At 71.4% G+C, this 17,634-nt stretch carries 17 protein-coding genes; 10 read left to right on the forward strand and 7 right to left on the reverse strand.

Annotated features, from left to right (window positions below):
- Nucleotides 1-35: 35 nt before the first annotated feature.
- The 3 genes from ACFYZA_RS04040 to ACFYZA_RS04050 form a co-directional block, all read right to left on the reverse strand.
- Nucleotides 36-953 carry a glutaminase gene (locus tag ACFYZA_RS04040; RefSeq protein ID WP_388486956.1) on the reverse strand — a complete coding sequence of 306 codons (918 nt, stop codon included), beginning with the start codon at nt 951-953 and terminating at the stop codon, nt 36-38.
- A 119-nt stretch (nt 954-1,072) separates the two neighbouring features.
- On the reverse strand, nt 1,073-2,530 hold the full coding sequence (gene proP / locus ACFYZA_RS04045; RefSeq protein WP_382593751.1) for a glycine betaine/L-proline transporter ProP: 1,458 nt from the start codon (nt 2,528-2,530) through the stop codon (nt 1,073-1,075).
- Between the two features lie 450 nt (nt 2,531-2,980).
- Nucleotides 2,981-3,676 carry a FadR/GntR family transcriptional regulator gene (locus ACFYZA_RS04050; RefSeq protein ID WP_388486960.1) on the reverse strand — a complete coding sequence of 232 codons (696 nt, stop codon included), beginning with the start codon at nt 3,674-3,676 and terminating at the stop codon, nt 2,981-2,983.
- Between the two features lie 183 nt (nt 3,677-3,859).
- On the opposite strand from ACFYZA_RS04050, the gene ACFYZA_RS04055 reads away from it, so the two are divergent.
- From ACFYZA_RS04055 to ACFYZA_RS04070, 4 genes are read left to right on the forward strand one after another with little or no spacing between them, the layout of a single operon-like run.
- Nucleotides 3,860-4,114, forward strand: a complete 255-nt coding sequence (locus tag ACFYZA_RS04055; protein WP_388486963.1) for a hypothetical protein — start codon at nt 3,860-3,862, stop codon at nt 4,112-4,114.
- Nucleotides 4,102-4,209 (forward strand): hypothetical protein, encoded by a 108-nt coding sequence (locus ACFYZA_RS04060; RefSeq protein WP_388486966.1) that lies wholly within the window; start codon nt 4,102-4,104, stop codon nt 4,207-4,209. The genes ACFYZA_RS04055 and ACFYZA_RS04060 overlap by 13 nt, the downstream gene beginning before the upstream one ends.
- Nucleotides 4,206-5,030: an ABC transporter ATP-binding protein gene (locus ACFYZA_RS04065; protein WP_388486969.1), complete on the forward strand. Its 825-nt coding sequence runs from the start codon at nt 4,206-4,208 to the stop codon at nt 5,028-5,030. Before ACFYZA_RS04060 ends, ACFYZA_RS04065 begins: the two co-directional genes overlap by 4 nt.
- A gap of 43 nt (nt 5,031-5,073) precedes the next feature.
- On the forward strand, nt 5,074-5,979 hold the full coding sequence (locus tag ACFYZA_RS04070) for an aminoglycoside phosphotransferase family protein (RefSeq protein ID WP_388486971.1): 906 nt from the start codon (nt 5,074-5,076) through the stop codon (nt 5,977-5,979).
- A 79-nt stretch (nt 5,980-6,058) separates the two neighbouring features.
- On the opposite strand, the gene ACFYZA_RS04075 is transcribed toward ACFYZA_RS04070, so the two are convergent.
- Nucleotides 6,059-7,381 (reverse strand): aldehyde dehydrogenase family protein, encoded by a 1,323-nt coding sequence (locus tag ACFYZA_RS04075; RefSeq protein ID WP_388486974.1) that lies wholly within the window; start codon nt 7,379-7,381, stop codon nt 6,059-6,061.
- 313 nt (nt 7,382-7,694) lie between these two features.
- On the opposite strand from ACFYZA_RS04075, the gene ACFYZA_RS04080 reads away from it, so the two are divergent.
- The gene (locus ACFYZA_RS04080) at nt 7,695-7,961 is read left to right on the forward strand and encodes a DUF5133 domain-containing protein (protein ID WP_382593734.1); all 267 of its coding nucleotides are present in this window, start codon (nt 7,695-7,697) and stop codon (nt 7,959-7,961) included.
- Nucleotides 7,962-7,971: 10 nt separating this feature from the next.
- Here the strand turns inward: ACFYZA_RS04080 and ACFYZA_RS04085 are convergent, their stop codons facing one another.
- Nucleotides 7,972-8,991, reverse strand: a complete 1,020-nt coding sequence (locus ACFYZA_RS04085; protein WP_388486977.1) for an Lrp/AsnC family transcriptional regulator — start codon at nt 8,989-8,991, stop codon at nt 7,972-7,974.
- Between the two features lie 148 nt (nt 8,992-9,139).
- Between ACFYZA_RS04085 and ACFYZA_RS04090 the strand changes: the two genes are divergently transcribed.
- Nucleotides 9,140-10,723 carry an MFS transporter gene (locus ACFYZA_RS04090; protein ID WP_388486980.1) on the forward strand — a complete coding sequence of 528 codons (1,584 nt, stop codon included), beginning with the start codon at nt 9,140-9,142 and terminating at the stop codon, nt 10,721-10,723.
- Between the two features lie 60 nt (nt 10,724-10,783).
- Here the strand turns inward: ACFYZA_RS04090 and ACFYZA_RS04095 are convergent, their stop codons facing one another.
- On the reverse strand, nt 10,784-11,098 hold the full coding sequence (locus ACFYZA_RS04095; RefSeq protein WP_382593725.1) for a hypothetical protein: 315 nt from the start codon (nt 11,096-11,098) through the stop codon (nt 10,784-10,786).
- A 158-nt stretch (nt 11,099-11,256) separates the two neighbouring features.
- Between ACFYZA_RS04095 and ACFYZA_RS04100 the strand changes: the two genes are divergently transcribed.
- The 3 genes from ACFYZA_RS04100 to ACFYZA_RS04110 all read left to right on the forward strand — a co-directional run bounded on the left by ACFYZA_RS04100 (nt 11,257) and on the right by ACFYZA_RS04110 (nt 14,734).
- Entirely contained in the window at nt 11,257-11,436 is a 180-nt protein-coding gene (locus ACFYZA_RS04100; protein WP_382593906.1) for a CsbD family protein, read from the forward strand.
- Between the two features lie 353 nt (nt 11,437-11,789).
- Nucleotides 11,790-12,146: a VOC family protein gene (locus tag ACFYZA_RS04105; RefSeq protein ID WP_388486983.1), complete on the forward strand. Its 357-nt coding sequence runs from the start codon at nt 11,790-11,792 to the stop codon at nt 12,144-12,146.
- A 203-nt stretch (nt 12,147-12,349) separates the two neighbouring features.
- Nucleotides 12,350-14,734, forward strand: coding sequence for an ATP-binding cassette domain-containing protein (locus ACFYZA_RS04110; protein ID WP_388486986.1), 2,385 nt, complete (start codon nt 12,350-12,352; stop codon nt 14,732-14,734).
- Nucleotides 14,735-15,077: 343 nt separating this feature from the next.
- On the opposite strand, the gene ACFYZA_RS04115 is transcribed toward ACFYZA_RS04110, so the two are convergent.
- Complete coding sequence (locus tag ACFYZA_RS04115; protein ID WP_388486988.1) at nt 15,078-16,046, reverse strand: SDR family NAD(P)-dependent oxidoreductase; 969 nt, start codon at nt 16,044-16,046, stop codon at nt 15,078-15,080.
- Between the two features lie 335 nt (nt 16,047-16,381).
- Between ACFYZA_RS04115 and ACFYZA_RS04120 the strand changes: the two genes are divergently transcribed.
- Nucleotides 16,382-17,620, forward strand: a complete 1,239-nt coding sequence (locus tag ACFYZA_RS04120; protein ID WP_388487982.1) for a serine hydrolase domain-containing protein — start codon at nt 16,382-16,384, stop codon at nt 17,618-17,620.
- Nucleotides 17,621-17,634: the final 14 nt, after the last annotated feature.

Consider the following 17,634-nt stretch of genomic DNA (forward strand, 5'->3'; position numbering starts at 1 on the left):
CAACGCCCGAGCGGCGTAAGTCTTTTGACGCTACGTCAGAATACGGAGAGGCCGGTCAGGGTCGTGAAGCGGTCCAGGGCGGCCACGCCCGCCACCGAGTTGCCGCGCTCGTCGAGGCCGGGGCTCCAGACGCAGAGGGTGCAGCGGCCCGGCACCACGGCGATGATGCCGCCGCCGACCCCGCTCTTTCCGGGCAGGCCCACGCGGTGGGCGAAGTCGCCGGCCGCGTCGTACGTACCGCAGGTCAGCATGACCGCGTTGATCTGCTTGGCCCGGCTGCGGCTGAGCAGGGACGAACCGTCGGCCAGTATCCCGTGCCGGGCCAGGAATCCGGAGGCCCGCGCGAGGTCCGCGCAGGACGCCTCCAGGGAGCACTGGCGGATGTACTGGTCGAGGAGCTCGGGGACCGGCGTGGTGATGTTGCCGTACGAGGCCATGAAGTGCGCGAGCGCGGCGTTGCGGTCGCTGTGCGTGGCCTCGGAGGCGGCGACCTGCTCGTCGTGGTCGAGGAGGGGGTTGCCGGACTCGGCGCGTAGGAAGGTCCGCAGGGTGCCGGCCGCGTCGCCGGTCAGGGACTGGAGCCGGTCGGTGACGACGAGGGCGCCCGCGTTGATGAACGGGTTGCGGGGGATCCCGGCCTCGTACTCCAGCTGCACCAGGGAGTTGAAGGGGTTGCCGGAGGGCTCACGGCCGACGTGCTCCCACAGTTCCTCGCCCTCCCGCGCGAGACACAGCGCGAGCGTGAAGACCTTGGTGATGGACTGCGTGGAGAAGGGGTGCTGCCAGTCGCCCACCCCGTACACCGTGCCGTCGAGCTCGGCGACCGCCATTCCGAAGCGGCGCGGGTCGGCCGAGGCGAGTACGGGGATGTAGTCGGCCGGGCGGCCGCGACCCGGGGTGGCCGCGATCTCGGTGGCGATGCGGTCCAGGACCGACTGGAAGGACGAGGACACGCTCAACTTGCTCCGGATTCCCGCGGCACTGCACGACTGCCTCACCCTACGACAGCCGCCGCACCCCGCTGCGCAGGCGATCAGCGGGGTGCGGCTTTGATGTGTGGCTTCGTACCGCGTCAGGCGCGCGAGGCCGCGACGAGTTCCGCCGCCTCCTCGTCCGTGGCGACCGAGGGCGGGGAGCCGTCGAGGGGCTGGCGGGCCGTCTCCTTCATGGCCATCGCGGCCACCAGACCGACGAGGCCGGCCAGCATCGTGTAGAACGCCGGCATCAGGTCGTTGCCCGTGGCCCCGATCAAGCCCTGGACCACCAGCGGCGTCGTACCGCCGAACAGGGACACCGAGATGTTGAACCCGATGGAGAGCGAGCCGTAGCGGATCGCGGTCGGGAAGAGGGCGGGCAGCGCCGAGGACATGGTGCCCATGTAGCAGACCAGGGCGAGGCCGAGGGCGAGCAGGCCGGTGAACACCGCGACGGTGCTGCCCTGCTTGATCAGCAGGAAGCTGGGCACGGCGAGCACGATGAAGCCGATGGAGCCGCCGATGAGGACGGGCTTGCGGCCGACCCGGTCGGAGAGGCGGCCGACCGAATTGATGATCGCCATCAGCACGATCATCACGATCACGATGGACATCAGGCCGGTCGTCTCGTTGAAGCCCTGCGTCGACAGGTACGTCGGCATGTACGACAGCAGCATGTAGTCGGTGATGTTGAACGCCGCGACCAGTGCCAGGCACAGCAGCATCGCGCGGCCGTTGCCGAAGAGGATGCGCTTGAGCGGCAGCTTCTCGCGCTCCCGGTCGGACGAGCCGCTCTCTTCCAGCTTCTTGAAGGCCGGCGACTCGTCGAGCTTCAGCCGCAGGTACAGGCCGACGAGACCGAGGGGTCCCGCCACCAGGAACGGGATCCGCCAGCCCCACGACTGCATCGCGTCGTCGCTGAGGAACACGGTGAGGGCGGTCACGAGCGAGGCGGCCACGGTGTAGCCGATCAGCGTGCCGAACTCGAGGAAGGAGCCCCAGAAGCCGCGGCGCTTGTCCGGCGCGTACTCCGCGATGAAGGTGGCGGCGCCGCCGTACTCGCCGCCGGTCGAGAAGCCCTGGACCATGCGGCAGAGGATCAGGAGCACGGGTGCCCAGATGCCGATGGTCGCGTAGCTGGGGATCAGGCCTATCGACAGGGTCGCCGCGGCCATCATGATCATGGTGAGGGCGAGGATCTTCTTCCGGCCGACGCGGTCGCCGAGCGGTCCGAAGAACATGCCTCCGAGCGGCCGCACCAGGAAGGCGGCGGCGAACGTGGCAAGCGACGCGATGACCTGCATCGTGTCGCCCGCGCCGGAGAAGAACACCTTGCCGATGATGACGGCGAGGTAGGAGTAGACGCCGAAGTCGAACCACTCCATGGCGTTGCCAAGGGCCGTGGCCTTGACCGCGCGCTTGACGGCGGCCTCGTCCGTGACCGTGATGTCCGAGCGGCGCAGCGCGGGGTTACGCCTGCGGTGGACCGCCCGGAACAGCGAACGGTGCCGGGCGACTGCCTCTGACTCTGGCTGTTGATCCTCGGTGCTCAGCACGCAACGTCTCTCTCGTTCGACAATAGAAGGGTGCGCCCTACATGGAACTCCCTCCGGGCGGCGCGATCACGCGGTGAAAGTCCTTGATCGCCGGACCAAAGCCCGGACTGACGGCAGGGCTTTGGTCCTCAACGCGACATAAGGGATCCGCGCGAGGTGAGGGAGGGGGAGGTGGGAGACCGACGGCTCAGCCGTCGACGACGTCCTTGGCGGCGCTCTCGGCGTTGCCGTGTGCCCGCGAGGCCCGCTCGTCGCTCGTCATGGGTTACCTCCACCTGCGGTTGATCATGTTTCCGACAGGAGTACGCCTGGCCGATTCTGCGGATCTCAAACCATGCGGCTGCGAGAGATGGCTGTGACCAGCGGTTTCGTGAGCCGTCAGCCGGGCTGCCCGGCCAGGGTGGGCGGGCTGCGCACGATCGCGCGCGTCGCCGATGTGCCGCCCTCGGATCAGCCCCGGGCGGCCCGGAGCTGGGCCAGCGTTCCGTGCAGCTCCGCGCGCAGCGTGCTGCCGGCCGCCCCGGCGTCGCCTCGCGCGATGGCCTCCACGAGCGCGGTGTGCCCCGCCTCGCCGTGGCCGGGCTCGTCGCCGCGCGGGCCGAGCAGTTCCACCAGATCGATCAGACCCTGCCGCAGGGCGGGCACGAACTCGGTGAACAGGGCGGTGAGCACGGGATTGTGGGCGGCGGCCACCACGGCCGTGTGCAGGGCGATGTCGGCGTCGACGAACTCGGCGTCGCCCCCACTGGAAGCGGCACGGCGCCCCGCGAGCGCGGCTTCGATGGCGGTCAGGTCCTCCCCGGTACGGCGCAGCGCGGCCAGCTGAGCCGCCTCGACCTCCAGGAGCACACGGACCTCGTAGACATCGACGACGGCCGCCCGGCGCAGCTGCGTCGACCAGGTCTCCTCCGGCTCGGTGGCGATGACGAAGACCCCCGAACCCTGGCGGGCCCGGACCAGGCCCGCCCCGGCGAGTGCGCGCAGCGCCTCGCGGACGGTCGAGCGGCCGACACCGAGGATCTGGGCCAGCGAGGTCTCGCCGGGAAGCTTGGTCCCCACGGGCCACTCGCCGGCGGTGATCTGCTCGCGCAGGCGGTCGGTCGCCTGCTGTACGAGGGGAGTTGGGCGCAGCGCACCAAGCGGCATCCCGGCCACCTTCTTTCGGTCCTCAGGTTGTCTGAGGAGTTCAACTGTGGTTACTGTACCGGCATGTTGCCGCGCGAGCTCCTTCTTCTCGGCCGCCGCTGCGGGGTCTGACACGACCGGCCCCCCGCAGCGGGTGCCTGGCCGTGCCGGTCGCCCCTGGCCGACCGAGAGAAGCTCCGTCCCATGACTTCGTCCAGCACGAGGACGTTCCCCACCCTGCGCACCTCCTCGGCCCCCGTGCCGCAGGGCGCACCCCTCTGGAACCCGCAGCGCCCGAGCGCCATGCCCCACCACCGCTACCGGCCCGCGCACGAACGGGTCGCGCTGCCCCTCACCGACCGGACCGTCGACTCCGTCCAGGGCCTGCCGCGCACTCCACCGCCATCGGACCGGACAGCCCCGCGGTCACCCATGCCGAATGCCGGGTGGGCGAGGTGACCCGCTGGGGAGCGGGCTGGGACACCTCCATCCTCGCCGCGTCCGTGCAGGCGGTCATGGCCGCCGTCAACCGAGCCGTGGCGGCCCGACCGTGACCACGACGCCCGTGATCCGGGTGACCGGTGCCGACGTCGTCCGCGACGGCAATCCGATCCTGCGCGATGTGTCGCTGACGGTACGCCCGGGGGAGCACTGGGCACTGCTCGGCGCCAACGGCGCGGGCAAGAGCACCCTGCTCAGTCTGCTCGGCGCGCTCGTGCACCCCACCCGGGGCACGGTCGAGGTCCTCGGGCAGCGGCTCGGCCGGGTCGATCTGCGCCAACTGCGCACATACATCGGGCATGTGGATCCCCGGCACGCGCCGCGCACGCCACTGCGGGTCCGCGACGTCGTCCTGACGGGGGCGACCAACACGACCGAGTGGGTGCCGCGTTGGCGCCCCACGCCGGAGCAGACCGAGCGGGCCGACCGGCTCATCGGGCTGCTCGGCCTCGGAGAACGCCGCGAGGCACGGTGGCCGACCCTGTCCCAGGGCGAGCGGGGCCGGGCACTGATCGCCCGGGCCCTCATGCCCCGGCCGGGGCTGCTCCTGCTCGACGAACCGGCCACCGGGCTCGACGTCGCCGGACGCGAGCAGCTCATCGAACGCCTCGACGAGCTCCAACTCGCGGACCCGGAGCTCTCGTCGGTGCTCGTCACGCATCATCTGGAGGAACTGCCCCCGGGCACGAGCCATGTGATGCTGCTGCGCGACGGTCGGGCGCTGGCCTCGGGGCCGGCCGACGACGTTCTCACCGGCGATCTGGTCAGCACGTGCTTCGACCACCCGATCCGGCTGACCCGCGTAGACGGCCGCTGGGCGGTCCGCGCCCTGCGGCCGGGCCGGGCCACAACGGCGGGTGTGGGCCGCTCTTAATGTGTTTGACGGGCCGGGCCGTACGGCGATGGGATGGCGCCTCATGAGCACCCAACCCCTGCACCCCGGTCAGTACGCCCTGGACGACGATCTCGTACGGCGGCTGATCGCCCGGCAGTTCCCGCAATGGGACGGCCTCGCGGTGGAGCGGTTCGCGTCCGGGGGCACCGTCAACGCCATGTACCGCCTCGGCGACGACAAGGTCGTACGGCTGCCCCTGGTCGCGGGTGGAGCCGGAGACGTGGTGATGGAGCGCGAGTGGCTGCCCCGGCTCGCGCCCCTGCTGCCCGTCCCCGTCCCCGAGGTACTCGTCGCGGGGGCGCCCGCCGAGGGGTACCCGGCACCGTGGTCGGTGTACCGGTGGCTACCCGGTGAGAACCCGGAGGCCGGGGCGCTGCGGGAGCCCGTCGAGCTGGCGCGGGACCTGGCCGGGCTCGTCGCGGCGATGCGGCGCGTCACGCTGCCGGAAGCCCCAATGGCCCACCGGGGCGGGCCACTTGACGCCCTCGACGAGGAGACGCGCAAGGCCCTCGCAGTGCTGCGCGGCATCCCTCAGGAGGGCATCGACGGTGATGCCGTCGATGCCGTGTGGGAGGACGGGCTGCGTGCTCCGGCCTGGGACGGCCCGCCGGTGTGGCTGCACGCCGACCTCATGCCGGGCAACCTGCTGGTGGACGGCGGCGGCAGGCTCGCCGCCGTGATCGACTTCGGCTGCGCGGGCGTGGGCGACCCCGCCTGCGACCTCTTCCCCGCCTGGAACCTGCTTCCGGCCGCCGGGCGCGAGGCCTTCCGGGAAGCACTCGGCGTGGACGACGCGATGTGGCGCCGAGGCCGGGCCCGCACGCTGTCGCAGGCGCTGATCGCCCTGCCGTACTACCGCACCACGAACCCGACGATGGCGCGCAATGCCCGTCATGTGATCCGCGAGGTGATGGGGGAGTGGGCCTGATGCTGTGTGGACGGTCAACTGCACTACGTCGTAAAGCAGTTGACCGTCCCGGCGGTGTCGCTCGCCGAGCAGGGGCGGATCAGGCGAGCGGCTTGCTCAGTACGGCCTTGCGGTGGCTGAACGTCTCGATCGAGTAGCGGCCGTGGTAGTTGCCCATCCCGCTCTCGCCGACCCCGCCGAACGGCAGGTCGGAGACGGTCAGATGGGCCAGCGGCAGACCGAATCCGAGGCCGCCGGACGACGTCTCGGAGGCCAGCCGGTCGCGGGTGCGCTCCGACTCGGTGAACGCGTACAGGGCGAGCGGCTTGTCGCGGTCGTTGATGAACCCGATCGCCTCGTCCAGGTCCGCCACGGTGACGACGGGCAGGATCGGACCGAAGATCTCCTCCCGCATGACCGGCGACTTCGGGTCGACGTCGGCCAGGACCGTCGGCGCGATGTACTTGGTGGCCCGGTCGGTGCCGCCGCCGGTCACGGCCCGCCCGGAGTCGAGCAGCGAGCTGAGCCGGTCGAAGTGGCGCTCGTTGACGATGCGGCCGAACTCGCGCGAGCTCTGCGGATCGGCGCCGAACAGCGCCTCGACGGCGCGCGCGAACTCGGGCTCCAGGGCGCGGGCGGTTTCCGGGTCGGTGAGGACGTAGTCGGGGGCGACGCAGGTCTGTCCGGCGTTGAGGAACTTGCCGCGCACCAGACGGTCCGCGACGACGGACAGGTCGGCGTCGCGGTCGACGAACGCCGGGGACTTGCCGCCCAGTTCGAGGGTGACCGGAGTGAGGTGCTCGGCGGCGGCCCGCATCACGATGCGGCCGACCGTGCCGTTGCCCGTGTAGAAGATGTGGTCGAAACGCTCCGCGAGCAGGGCGGTGGTCTCGGGTACGGCGCCTTCGACGACGGCGACCGCGGCGGTGTCCAGGTAGCGCGGCAGCAGCCGGGCCAGTGCCGCGGAGGCGGCGGGGGCCAGCTCGCTCGGCTTGACGACCACGGCGTTGCCCGAGGCCAGCGCGCCGAGCAGCGGGGTCAGGAGCAGCTGGACCGGGTAGTTCCAGGGGGCGATGACGAGGACGACGCCCAGCGGGTCGTACTGGGTACGGGCCGTCGCGTCGGCGCCGAGGTGGGCCGGAACCGGAGCGGGTTCCGGGCGCAGCCACTCGTCGAGGTGCTCCAGGGTGTGGTCGATCTCCCGGATCGTGAAGTCGATCTCGGTGCGGAAGGCCTCGGTCGTGCTTTTGCCGAGGTCGGCGTGGAGGGCCTCGGCGATGTCGGCACCGTGCGTGGTGAGCATCTCGCGCAGTCGGCGCAGCTGGGTGGTGCGCCACTCGACGGGCTGGGTACGGCCGGAGCGGAAGGTGGCGCGCAGCCGCGCGACGGTCTCGGCGGGCTGCTCGGTGGTGTGGTCGTTCACGATGCCTCGCTGTCAGTGCCGGCCCGACCGGCGATGAGCCGGCGGGTCGATCCGATTCGGTCGATGTATATGCCAACCATTGAGGGTGCGAAATACATTCCATGGGGAGGGGAACTACTTTGCGTGATCAGGGTGAGGCGGACGGTGGCGCTGCGGGGGAAGCTCGCCTCCGTAACGCAATGTGATGCTTCGGGGTGCGGATCGTGAGGTGGGGGGCGACGATGAGAGGCGCTTCAGGGCCGGGTCGCCAGTGGCTGGCGACGCGGACGCCCGTAGGGGCGTCGACGCCGCCATGCCCCACGTCCTTCGTCCGATGCCGGAGTACACGATGCTGCTGCCCCACTGCCACGTCGTCCATGAACTCCTGGCCCTGCTGCGCAGCAGGGAGCGCCGGGCCGCCCGGGCACCGCTGGACTCCGGTGCCCTCCAGGCGCGGGACGACGCCGCGTACACCCTGTGCGTCCTGATGGGGGAGCGCTCGATGGCCGCCGCCGTGGAAGCCGCCGAGCGCTACCTCGCGCACTGTCGCCGCGCGATGCTGCCCGGCGTCGCGGCCGCCGCCCCGGACCGGGCACGCTGACGCGGGCGCCTCAGGGCCGGGCGGGCAGATGGGGTCCGGGGCCCTTGAGGGTGCGGTGGATGGGGACGGTCGCGGTGTGGCGCAGGCCCGGAAGCGCGGCAACCGACTCGGTGAGATAGCGGTAGAAGAGCTGCGCGCTCGCCACGTCGATGCTCGCGTAGAGGGTGGCCGTGCCCGTGACGGCGGCGGCGAAGGACACCTCCGGATGCGCCGCGATCGCCGCGCCGGCCTCCGCGAGCCGGGACGGGTCGACCTCCAGCCACAGGGCGGCCCTGAACTTCCGGTGGAGCACGCTCGGGTGGTACTCGACGTCGAAGTAGAGGACCCCGGCGGTCCTGAGTTCCGTGATGCGCCGGCGCACGGTCGACAGGGACAGGCCGGTCGCGGCGGCCAGTTCCGCGGGTGCGGCCCGGCCGTCCCTGGCCAGCAGGTCGAGCAGCCGGCGATCGCTCTCGTCGAGCGTGACCGGCGGGGTGTCGGCCGTGGCCTGCTCCGGCTGGGCGGGCGGGGTGAGCTGCTCGACCTGCGCGGCTGTCAGCGGACCGCTCTTGTTGATGGTGCTGAGGTCCTGCCCGAAGAAGACGTGCAGCAGGCAGTGCGCCGAGACGTCCACCACCTGCGGTGTACGCGGCAGCTTCTGCAGGAGCAGCGACTCCTCGGTACCGGGGCCCCGCGTGCGTACCGAGCAGGAGATCTCGGTGCCGCCGGAGCTCAGGTTGACCCAGCTGGTGTCCTGCCGCCGTGCGAGCACCTCCCCGATGGAGGCCGCGGCGTCCGGTGTGCAGCGCACCCGGACGATCCACGGGGAGTCGCCGACGCGCTGCGGGTCGGTCAGCCCGAGGACCCGCAGCTTCCCGGCGGACTGCAGCCGCGACCAGCGCCGGGCGGCCGTCTGGTCGGACACCCCGAGGGCGTCGGCGATCTCCCGGAAGGAGGCCCGCCCATTGATCTGCAGGGCGTGCGCGAGGGCCAGGTCCTCCTCCGACAGTTCACGGTCACCACGGCTCGAAGTGTCGAGATACGTCTTCATGGAGCCCATGATGTCGGATCCGCGCAAAACGTGAGCGCTGGCTCAAGGAAATCGGTCGGGCCGTTCAACACTCGCTCCCGGGGCCGGCGCCGACCGTAAGCGCCCTTCGGGTCCCGACAGCACCCTCGATCCGATCGGAGAACCTGACATGCGCAAGTGGTGGCCCCTTACAGCGGTCTGCCTTGGCGCCTTCATCCTGCTGGTGGACGTGACCATCGTGAACGTGGCACTCCCCAGCATGGCTGACGACCTCGACGCCTCTTTCTCCTCGCTGCAATGGGTGATCGACGGGTACGCGCTGGCGCTCGCCGCCCTGCTCCTGGCCTCGGGTTCCCTCGCGGACCGCTTCGGCCACCGGCGCTTCTACGTCTACGGCCTCGCGCTCTTCGCCGCGGCCTCCCTCGTGTGCGGCCTGGCACCGAACGCGGGTGTGCTGATCGCCGCCCGCGTGGTGCAGGGCGTCGGCGGCGCGGCCATGTTCGCCACCACCCCCGCCCTGCTCCTCGGCTCCTACCAGGGCCGGGACCGAGGCACGGCATTCGGTGTGTGGGGCGCGGCCAACGGCGCCGCCGCCGCTGCGGGCCCGCTCCTCGGCGGCCTGCTCACCGAACACATCAGCTGGCCCACGATCTTCTGGGTCAATCTGCCCATCGCCGCCGTCGCCATCGCCCTGACGCTGCGCGTGGTGCGCCCCGACAGCCCCCGCGCCTCGTCCGGCGGCGGCGCGCGGTCCCGCGTCGACCTCCCCGGCGCCGCCGCCTTCACCATCGCCGCGGGCAGTCTGACGTACGGGCTCATCCGGGGCGGGGAGTCCGGCTGGACCGAGGCCGTGACCCTCGCGACGTTCGCCGTCACCGTGCTCGCGCTGCTCGCGTTCGTGGTGATCGAGCACCGCACCGCGCGGCGCGGCGGCGCCCCGATGCTGGACCTGGCGCTGCTGCGCCGCCCCTCGTTCGCGGGCCTGATGGGCGGCGCGCTGCTGCTCCAGGGCAGCGCCTTCGGCTGCCTGGTCCTGCTCTCGCTGTGGCTGCAGTCCGTGCTGGGTCTCAGCCCGGTCGCCGCGGGCCTGGCCCTGACGCCGCTGGCCGCCGCGTCCTTCGTCGTGGCCGTGTTCGCAGGCCGCCACATCCAGCGCCTCGCGCCCCGCGTGCCGATCGGCGGCGGCCTGCTCGTCGTCGCGGCGGGCATGCTGTTGCTGCGTACGGGCATGACGGCCGACGCCGGGCGCGCCTCCCTCATAGCGGGTCTCGTGGTCACGGGCATCGGCGTCGGCCTGGCCACTCCGGTGCTGGTCTCGGCCGCCACCTCCACCGTGCCGCCCCAGCGGGCGGGCATGGCGGGCGGCGCCGTCAACACCTTCCGCCAGCTCGGGATGACCCTGGCCATCGCCGTGCTCGGCGCCGTCTTCACCGGCCGCACGGCTGCCGCACTCGCCGGGTCGGGCACGGTGGCGGACGCCGACGGGGGAGCGGACGCACTGGCGGCGGGTCAGGCGCAGCGCCTCGTGGAAGCGGCCCCCGCCGGACACCAGGAAGCGGCCCAGCACCTCGTCCACCAGGCGTTCGCCACCGGCCTCGACCGTGTGTTCCTGCTGTCGGCGGCAGCGGCGGCCCTCGGCGGCCTGATCGTCCTCGCACTCGTCCGGCCGCCGCGCCGGTCCGCTCCGGGCGCCCACGGCGGCGGCTCACCGCAGGCGCGGCCGGAGAGGGAATCCGTCGCGTCGGGAGTGTGACCGGGCGGGGCCGCACCTCACCCAGGGAGCAAGGCCGGTCGTCTCAACCGGGCTGCCGCGTCAGGGAGTTCGGGGCGCCACGAACACGATGACCGAGGCGACCTGTTCCCGCTTGGCGTGGGTCTCGGCGCCGCCGAGTCCGTAGTGGGTCTCCACGCGCTGGACGACGAGGGGGTGGCCCGTGATCCACAGGGTGACGCTCTGCCCGACGGTCGGGATGGGCAACGGGCCCTCGAACATGGCGAGTTCGACCGCCTCGGCGCCTTCCGTCCTGTGGACGAACGTCATGATCTGACGGGTGCGCGTGAAGTCCTGCTCGAAGTCGACTTTGTCGCGGGCGGCGAGGGTGGCGGTGATGGCGTCGGGAAGGCTCATGACGCCATCATCCCGTGCCGCCGGACGGGCCCTCGCCGCCAGGGGGTGCGATGCACCCGACCAGAGACGCTCGCCGGGCGGTATGTAGGCATATGTCCTAGCTTGGTGCTGTCAGTGAACCCGACCAGTAGGAGTTCGCCGTGGGCGACAACAGCGCCATGGACAAGATCAAGGGCAAGGCCAAGGAAGCCGCGGGCAAGGCCACCGGCAACGACCGTATGGCTGCCGAGGGCAAGACCGACCAGGCCAAGGGCAAGGCCAAGGACGCGATGCGGAACATGAAGGAGCGCGGCGAGGGAGTCAGGGATTCACTGACCGACAAGCGCGACGACTCCTGAGCGGTAGCAGAGCCAAGCCCCCGGCCGTACTCGGCCGGGGGCTTCGCCGTGCGCCCGGCCGACTCCCTCCGGCCGATTCCACTCCCTCCAGCGGCCGACTCCCTCCGGCCGATTCGTCCCGCGCGGACCGTGTGATCCCGGGGGGTGTTCCCCTGTTGGGCGCGCCCCGCGCCAACCGGTCAGGAACGGAGAAGCGCGGCCACCGGCCCGGCACTAGCGTGATCAGCACCTCGTTCCACCGGGCGCCGGGCCCGGCGCCGAGGGTGACAGGACACCTGCGGGACCACACCCGCACGACACCACCCGCGCCATGCCGTACCGGGTTGACGCGACTCACGACTTCAGGAGTGACCATGACCACCGGCTCTTCCACCCAGGGAATCAAGACCGTGCTGCACCCCGTGACCGACCTCGCGGCGGCCAAGGCGGTGTACACCGCCCTGCTCGGCGTCACGCCGACGAGCGACGAGCCGTACTACGTCGGCTACGAGGCCGAGGGCCAGCAGATCGGTCTGGTGCCGGGCGGCGCCGAGCAGGGCATGACCTCGCCGGTGGCGTACTGGCACGTGCCGGACATCGAGGCGAAGCTCGCCGAGGTGACCGCGGCCGGCGCCAAGGTCAAGGAGCCCTCGCACGATGTGGGCGGCGGCCGTCTGGTGGCCACGTTCACCGACCCCGACGGCAACGTCCTCGGGCTGATCCAGAGCTGACCGGGGCGCGCCGGCGCCGGCCCGGCGTGCTTGGCTCCCGCACCGGCCGGCCCCACCGGGCGGTGGGCGGCGGAGCGTTGCCGCGGCCGTCCCGACGAAGTAGAACCGTACGTACTGCTCGCAGGCGGGCAGGTCGAATCAGGCGACATCGGGAGGGGTCCGCTCGGGCGGACCCGCCCTACGGGATGGAGAACGCGATCAGCATGGCCAAGAGGACGGACACGCAGCCACCCGCGCCGCACGCTGCCGACAGCCACGACATGATCCGTGTGCACGGGGCACGCGTGAACAATCTCAAGGACGTCAGCATCGAGATCCCGAAGCGCCGCCTCACGGTGTTCACCGGTGTCTCCGGCTCGGGCAAGAGCTCGCTGGTGTTCAACACGATCGCCGCGGAGTCGCAGCGCCTGATCAACGAGACGTACAGCGCCTTCGTGCAGGGCTTCATGCCGACGCTCGGGCGCCCCGAGGTCGATGTGCTCGACGGTCTCACCACCGCGATCACCGTCGACCAGCAGCGGATGGGCGGCGATCCCCGCTCCACCGTCGGCACCGCCACCGACGTCAACGCCATGCTGCGCATCCTGTTCAGCAGGCTCGGCAAGCCGCACATCGGCTCGCCCAAGGCGTTCTCCTTCAACGTGGCCTCCATCAGCGGGGCCGGAGCCGTCACCGTGCGGCGCGGCGGGCAGGAGGTGAAGGAGCGGCGCAGCTTCAGCATCACCGGCGGCATGTGTCCGCGCTGCGAGGGCCGGGGCGCGGTCACCGACATCGACCTGGCTCAGCTCTACGACGACAGCAAGTCGCTCAACGAGGGCGCGTTCACCATCCCCGGTTACACCGGCGGCGGCTGGAACTCCCGCCTGTACATCGAGTCGGGCTTCTTCGACCCGGACAAGCCGATCCGCAAGTTCACCAAGCGGGAACTCCAGGACCTGCTCCACCGCGAGCCGACCCGCATGAAGATCGCGGGCATCAACATGACGTACGAGGGGCTGATCCCGCGCGTACAGAAGTCGATGCTGTCCAAGGACACCGACTCGATGCAGCCACACGTCCGGGCCTTCGTGGAGCGTGCGGTCACCTTCACCACCTGCCCCGACTGCGACGGCACCCGGCTCAACGAGGGCGCACGATCGTCGAAGATCAAGCGGAAGAACATCGCCGACCTGTGCGCCATGGAGATCAGGGACCTGGCCGAATGGGTCCGGGCCCTGACGGAACCGTCGGTGGCTCCGCTGCTCACCACCCTCCTGGAAACGCTCGACTCGTTCGTGGAGATCGGCCTCGGCTACCTCTCGCTGGACCGCCCTTCCGGCACGCTGTCGGGCGGCGAGGCCCAGCGCGTCAAGATGATCCGCCACCTCGGCTCCTCGCTCACCGACGTCACCTACGTCTTCGACGAGCCCACCATCGGGCTGCACCCCCATGACATCCAGCGGATGAACGACCTGCTTCTCAGGCTGCGCGACAAGGGCAACACGGTGCTCGTCGTCGAGCACAAGCCGGAGACCATCGCGATCGCCGACCACGTCGTCGACCTCGGGCCGGGCGCGGGAGCGGGCGGCGGCACGGTCTGCTTCGAGGGCACGGTCGACGAGCTGCGGGCCGGGGACACCATCACCGGCCGTCACTTCGACGACCGCGCCGGGGTCAAGGACGAGGTCCGCGAGCCCACCGGTGTGCTGAAGGTGCGCGGCGCGAAGTCGCACAACCTGCGCGACGTGGACGTCGACATCCCGCTGGGCGTGCTCACCGTGATCACCGGCGTCGCCGGCTCCGGCAAGAGCTCGCTCGTGCACGGGTCCATCCCGGCGGGCGAGGGTGTCGTATCGGTCGACCAGGGGGCGATCCGCGGCTCGCGGCGCAGCAACCCGGCGACTTACACGGGCCTGCTCGAACCGATCCGCAAGGCCTTCGCCAAGGCCAACGACGTGAAGCCGGCCCTGTTCAGCGCCAACTCGGAGGGCGCCTGCCCCACGTGCAACGGCGCGGGCGTCGTCTACACCGACCTGGCGATGATGGCCGGGGTGGCCACCACCTGCGAGGAGTGCGACGGCAAGCGGTTCGAGGCGTCGGTGCTCGACTACCACTTCGGCGGCCGCGACATCAGCGAGGTGCTCGCGATGTCGGTGACCGAGGCGACGGAGTTCTTCGGCTCCGGCGAGGCGGCGACGCCCGCGGCCCATCGGATCCTGACCCGGCTCTCCGACGTGGGCCTCGGATACCTGAGCCTCGGCCAGCCCCTCACCACGCTGTCCGGCGGCGAGCGCCAGCGGCTGAAGCTGGCCACCCACATGGGGGAGAAGGGTGGCGTGTACGTCCTCGACGAGCCCACCGCCGGCCTGCACCTCGCCGACGTCGAGCAACTCCTCGGCCTCCTCGACCGGCTCGTGGACTCCGGCAAGTCGGTCATCGTCGTGGAGCACCACCAGGCGGTGATGGCCCACGCGGACTGGATCATCGACCTGGGCCCCGGCGCCGGCCACGACGGCGGCCGGATCGTCTTCGAGGGCACCCCGGCCGACCTGATCGCCTCCCGTCCCACCCTGACGGGCGAACACCTCGCGAAGTACGTCACCGGGTGACGGTGTGCACCTCAAGTACCTTGAGGAATAGGCGAGTTGCATGGCGCGGTCGTCTGCCCGCTACCCCTCAAGGGGGTGCGGGCAGACAACCGGAGAGGGGCGGAGGCCCAGGGTCGGGGAGTGGTTACGCGGCTTCCTCGTGGCGCTGTTCAACCACGAGGAACATGTCACTGTCGAGGTCCATCACCACCGTGGCCGCGCGGCCACGCCGCCTCAACTGAGCCGCGAGCTCCTCGGCCGGCCAAGAGCCGCGCGGACCGCCAGCGGGAAAACGCCCAAGCACCGACATGGCAGCAGCCTCCCCTTCGAACCAACGTCTGTACGGTGCTCCTGCCCGCGATCCTCATGAACATGCCCGTCGGTCACGAAGGAAATCCGGGTCGATGTCGAGCAACTCGCAGCTGGCCGACCAGAGTTGGGACGCCACGGCCGTGTCGGTGAGCTGACTCCAGACGGCCTCGCGGTGCGGTCGGCCCCGCAGGCCGAACGCCCGTGGCCCCCACAACTCGCCCGTCCTCACCCGGGGATCGAGGACGGCCCGCACCGCAGGCCACGCACCGGCGTGCTTGCCCTGGAGGACGAGAGCCGCAGGCAGTCCCCGAAGCCGCTCGCCGGAGGTCCGCCTGTGTACGGGCGGCCGTGCGGGGGTGAGGGAGTCCAGCGCGCCGCCGGGATGGACCACCACACTGCTCACCGGACTGCCCAACGCCCCGAGCCGCCGGGCGAGTTCGAGACCCACATACATCTGGGCCAGCTTCGACCGGGCGTACGCGCGCTTGGGGACGTAGTCCTCGCGGGACTGGAGGTCGTCGAGGTCGAGGCGCTCGGACTTCGCCGCGAAACTGCCCACCGTCACGATGCGGCCGGCCGGGGCCTCGGCGAGGAGAGGTGCGAGCCACCGGGTCAGTGCCAGGTGCCCGAGGTGGTTGGTGCCGAACATGAGCTCGTGGCCGTCCTCGGTCTCGCGCCGGGGCGGATCGTCCAGCGCCACCCCCGCGTTGTGGACCACCGCGTCGAGACGGCACGGCCCCAGCGACCCCACCGTGTGCTCAAGGGACGACAGGTCGGCCAGGTCGAGCCGCACATGGCGTACCTCAGCGCCCGGAACCCGGGCGCGGATGGAACCGGCGGCGGCCTCGGCCTTCGCCGGGTCCCGGCTGCCGAGCGTCACCACCGCGCCGGCTCCGGCGAGTTGCTCCGCGACGAAGTACCCGATGCCCGCGTTGCCGCCGGTGACCAGAACGTTCTTGCCCTCGGCACGCGGCAGATCGCGCACGTCCCACGGTCGGTTCCGGGGTGCGGTGGACTTCATGGGAGCTCCTTGCGTTCGGTGCGCGACGTGCGGGGGACCGGCCCACCGAGTCGCGGTGACACCCACAACCTCACAGGCCGGACCTACATCTCCCCGACATCCCACCTACAGCGACCGCTCCTCCCACCCACATCAACGGTCCCCACCCACGTGGCGGTCCCCACCCACGTCAACCGCTCCCCATGTACGCCGAAACGCCGGGCGTCCGCCGCTGCCGGGGCCGGGACCCGGCACATGGATACGATCTCGGCCGCCGGACAGCAGCCGGAGGCGGCTCGGACACCACCCAGGGGATCCAGGGGCCGCACCCATGGACAGTGAGGACCGCGACCGTGATGAGGACAAGGCTCGCCCGTTCGGTGACCACGCTCGCCGCCGCCGTGGCCCTCGTGGCTCCGAGCGCGCCGAGTGCGTCCGGTGAGCAGGCGCGGACGCGGCCCGACCCGGGCGGGCTGCGCGCCGGACTGCTGAGGGTCGTGGCGGCGGGGGCGCCGGGCGCGTTCGCCGTGATCCGGGATCACGCCCACCCCGGACTCGACCGGTCGCTCGCCGTCGGCGAGGCCGATCTGGACGGCACGGCCATGAGGGCGGACGCGCGGTTCAGGGTCGGCAGCAACACCAAGATGTTCACCGCGGTCATCGTGATGCGCCTCGCCGAACAGGGGCTCCTCGACCTCGACCGGCCCCTGCGCCACTATCTGCCGGCCGGCACGCTTCCCGACAGCTGGCCGATCACCGCACGCCAGGTCCTGGAACACCGCGCCGGGCTGTACGACCACGTCAACGACCTCCTGGAGCAGAGCGGCGAGGAAACCACGGCCGTCTTCGAGGCACGCATTCGCGACCGCGTCTACGCGCCCCGCGACCTGGTGGCCCTCTCGGTGAAGCACGGCCCGCAGTACGCGCCGGGCAGCGCCTACGCGTACTCGAACACCGGCTTCGTGCTGCTGGCCCTGGCCGCCGAACACCTCACCGGCCGCCCCTACGCCGAGCTTCTGCGCGAGGGGATCGTCCGGCCGCTCGGACTGCGCCGGACGTCGTTCACCGTGCCCGCGAAGCGGATCGCGGGCCGGCACATCACCGGATACCTGACCAACGACGACCCCCGCGAGCCCCTCCTCGACTCGACCGAGCAGACCGCATCGTGGATCTGGAGCGCCGGAGCCGTCGTGTCCTCCGCGGGCGACCTGGACCGGTTCCTGACCGCGCTGCTCGCCGGGCGCGCCGGAGGCCTGGTCTCGGACGCCTCCCTGCGGCAGCTGGAACGGGCACTGCCCACGGGCGTGCCGAGGATCGGATACGGGCTGGGCCTGCGCCAGATCTCGCTCACCTGCGGCCCGGTGTTCGGCCATGGCGGAATCGTCCAGGGCTACCAGTCGCAGGCGTTCGCCACGCCGGACGGGCGGCGCACGGTCGTCGTCTTCGCCAACGCCTCCAACAACGGTGCCGTCACACAAGCCCTGATGGATCTCCTCGAGCCCGCGTTCTGCGGCGGAGCCCACCCCGCCACCCCGAGGCACGCGCCCACCGGGCGGACGCACGCGCTGGTGGCCGTCGAGGACTCGCGCATCTGACCCGGCGTCAAGCG

It is taken from the genome of Streptomyces sp. NPDC001828 (assembly GCF_042892175.1).
Classification (GTDB): Bacteria; Actinomycetota; Actinomycetes; order Streptomycetales; family Streptomycetaceae; genus Streptomyces.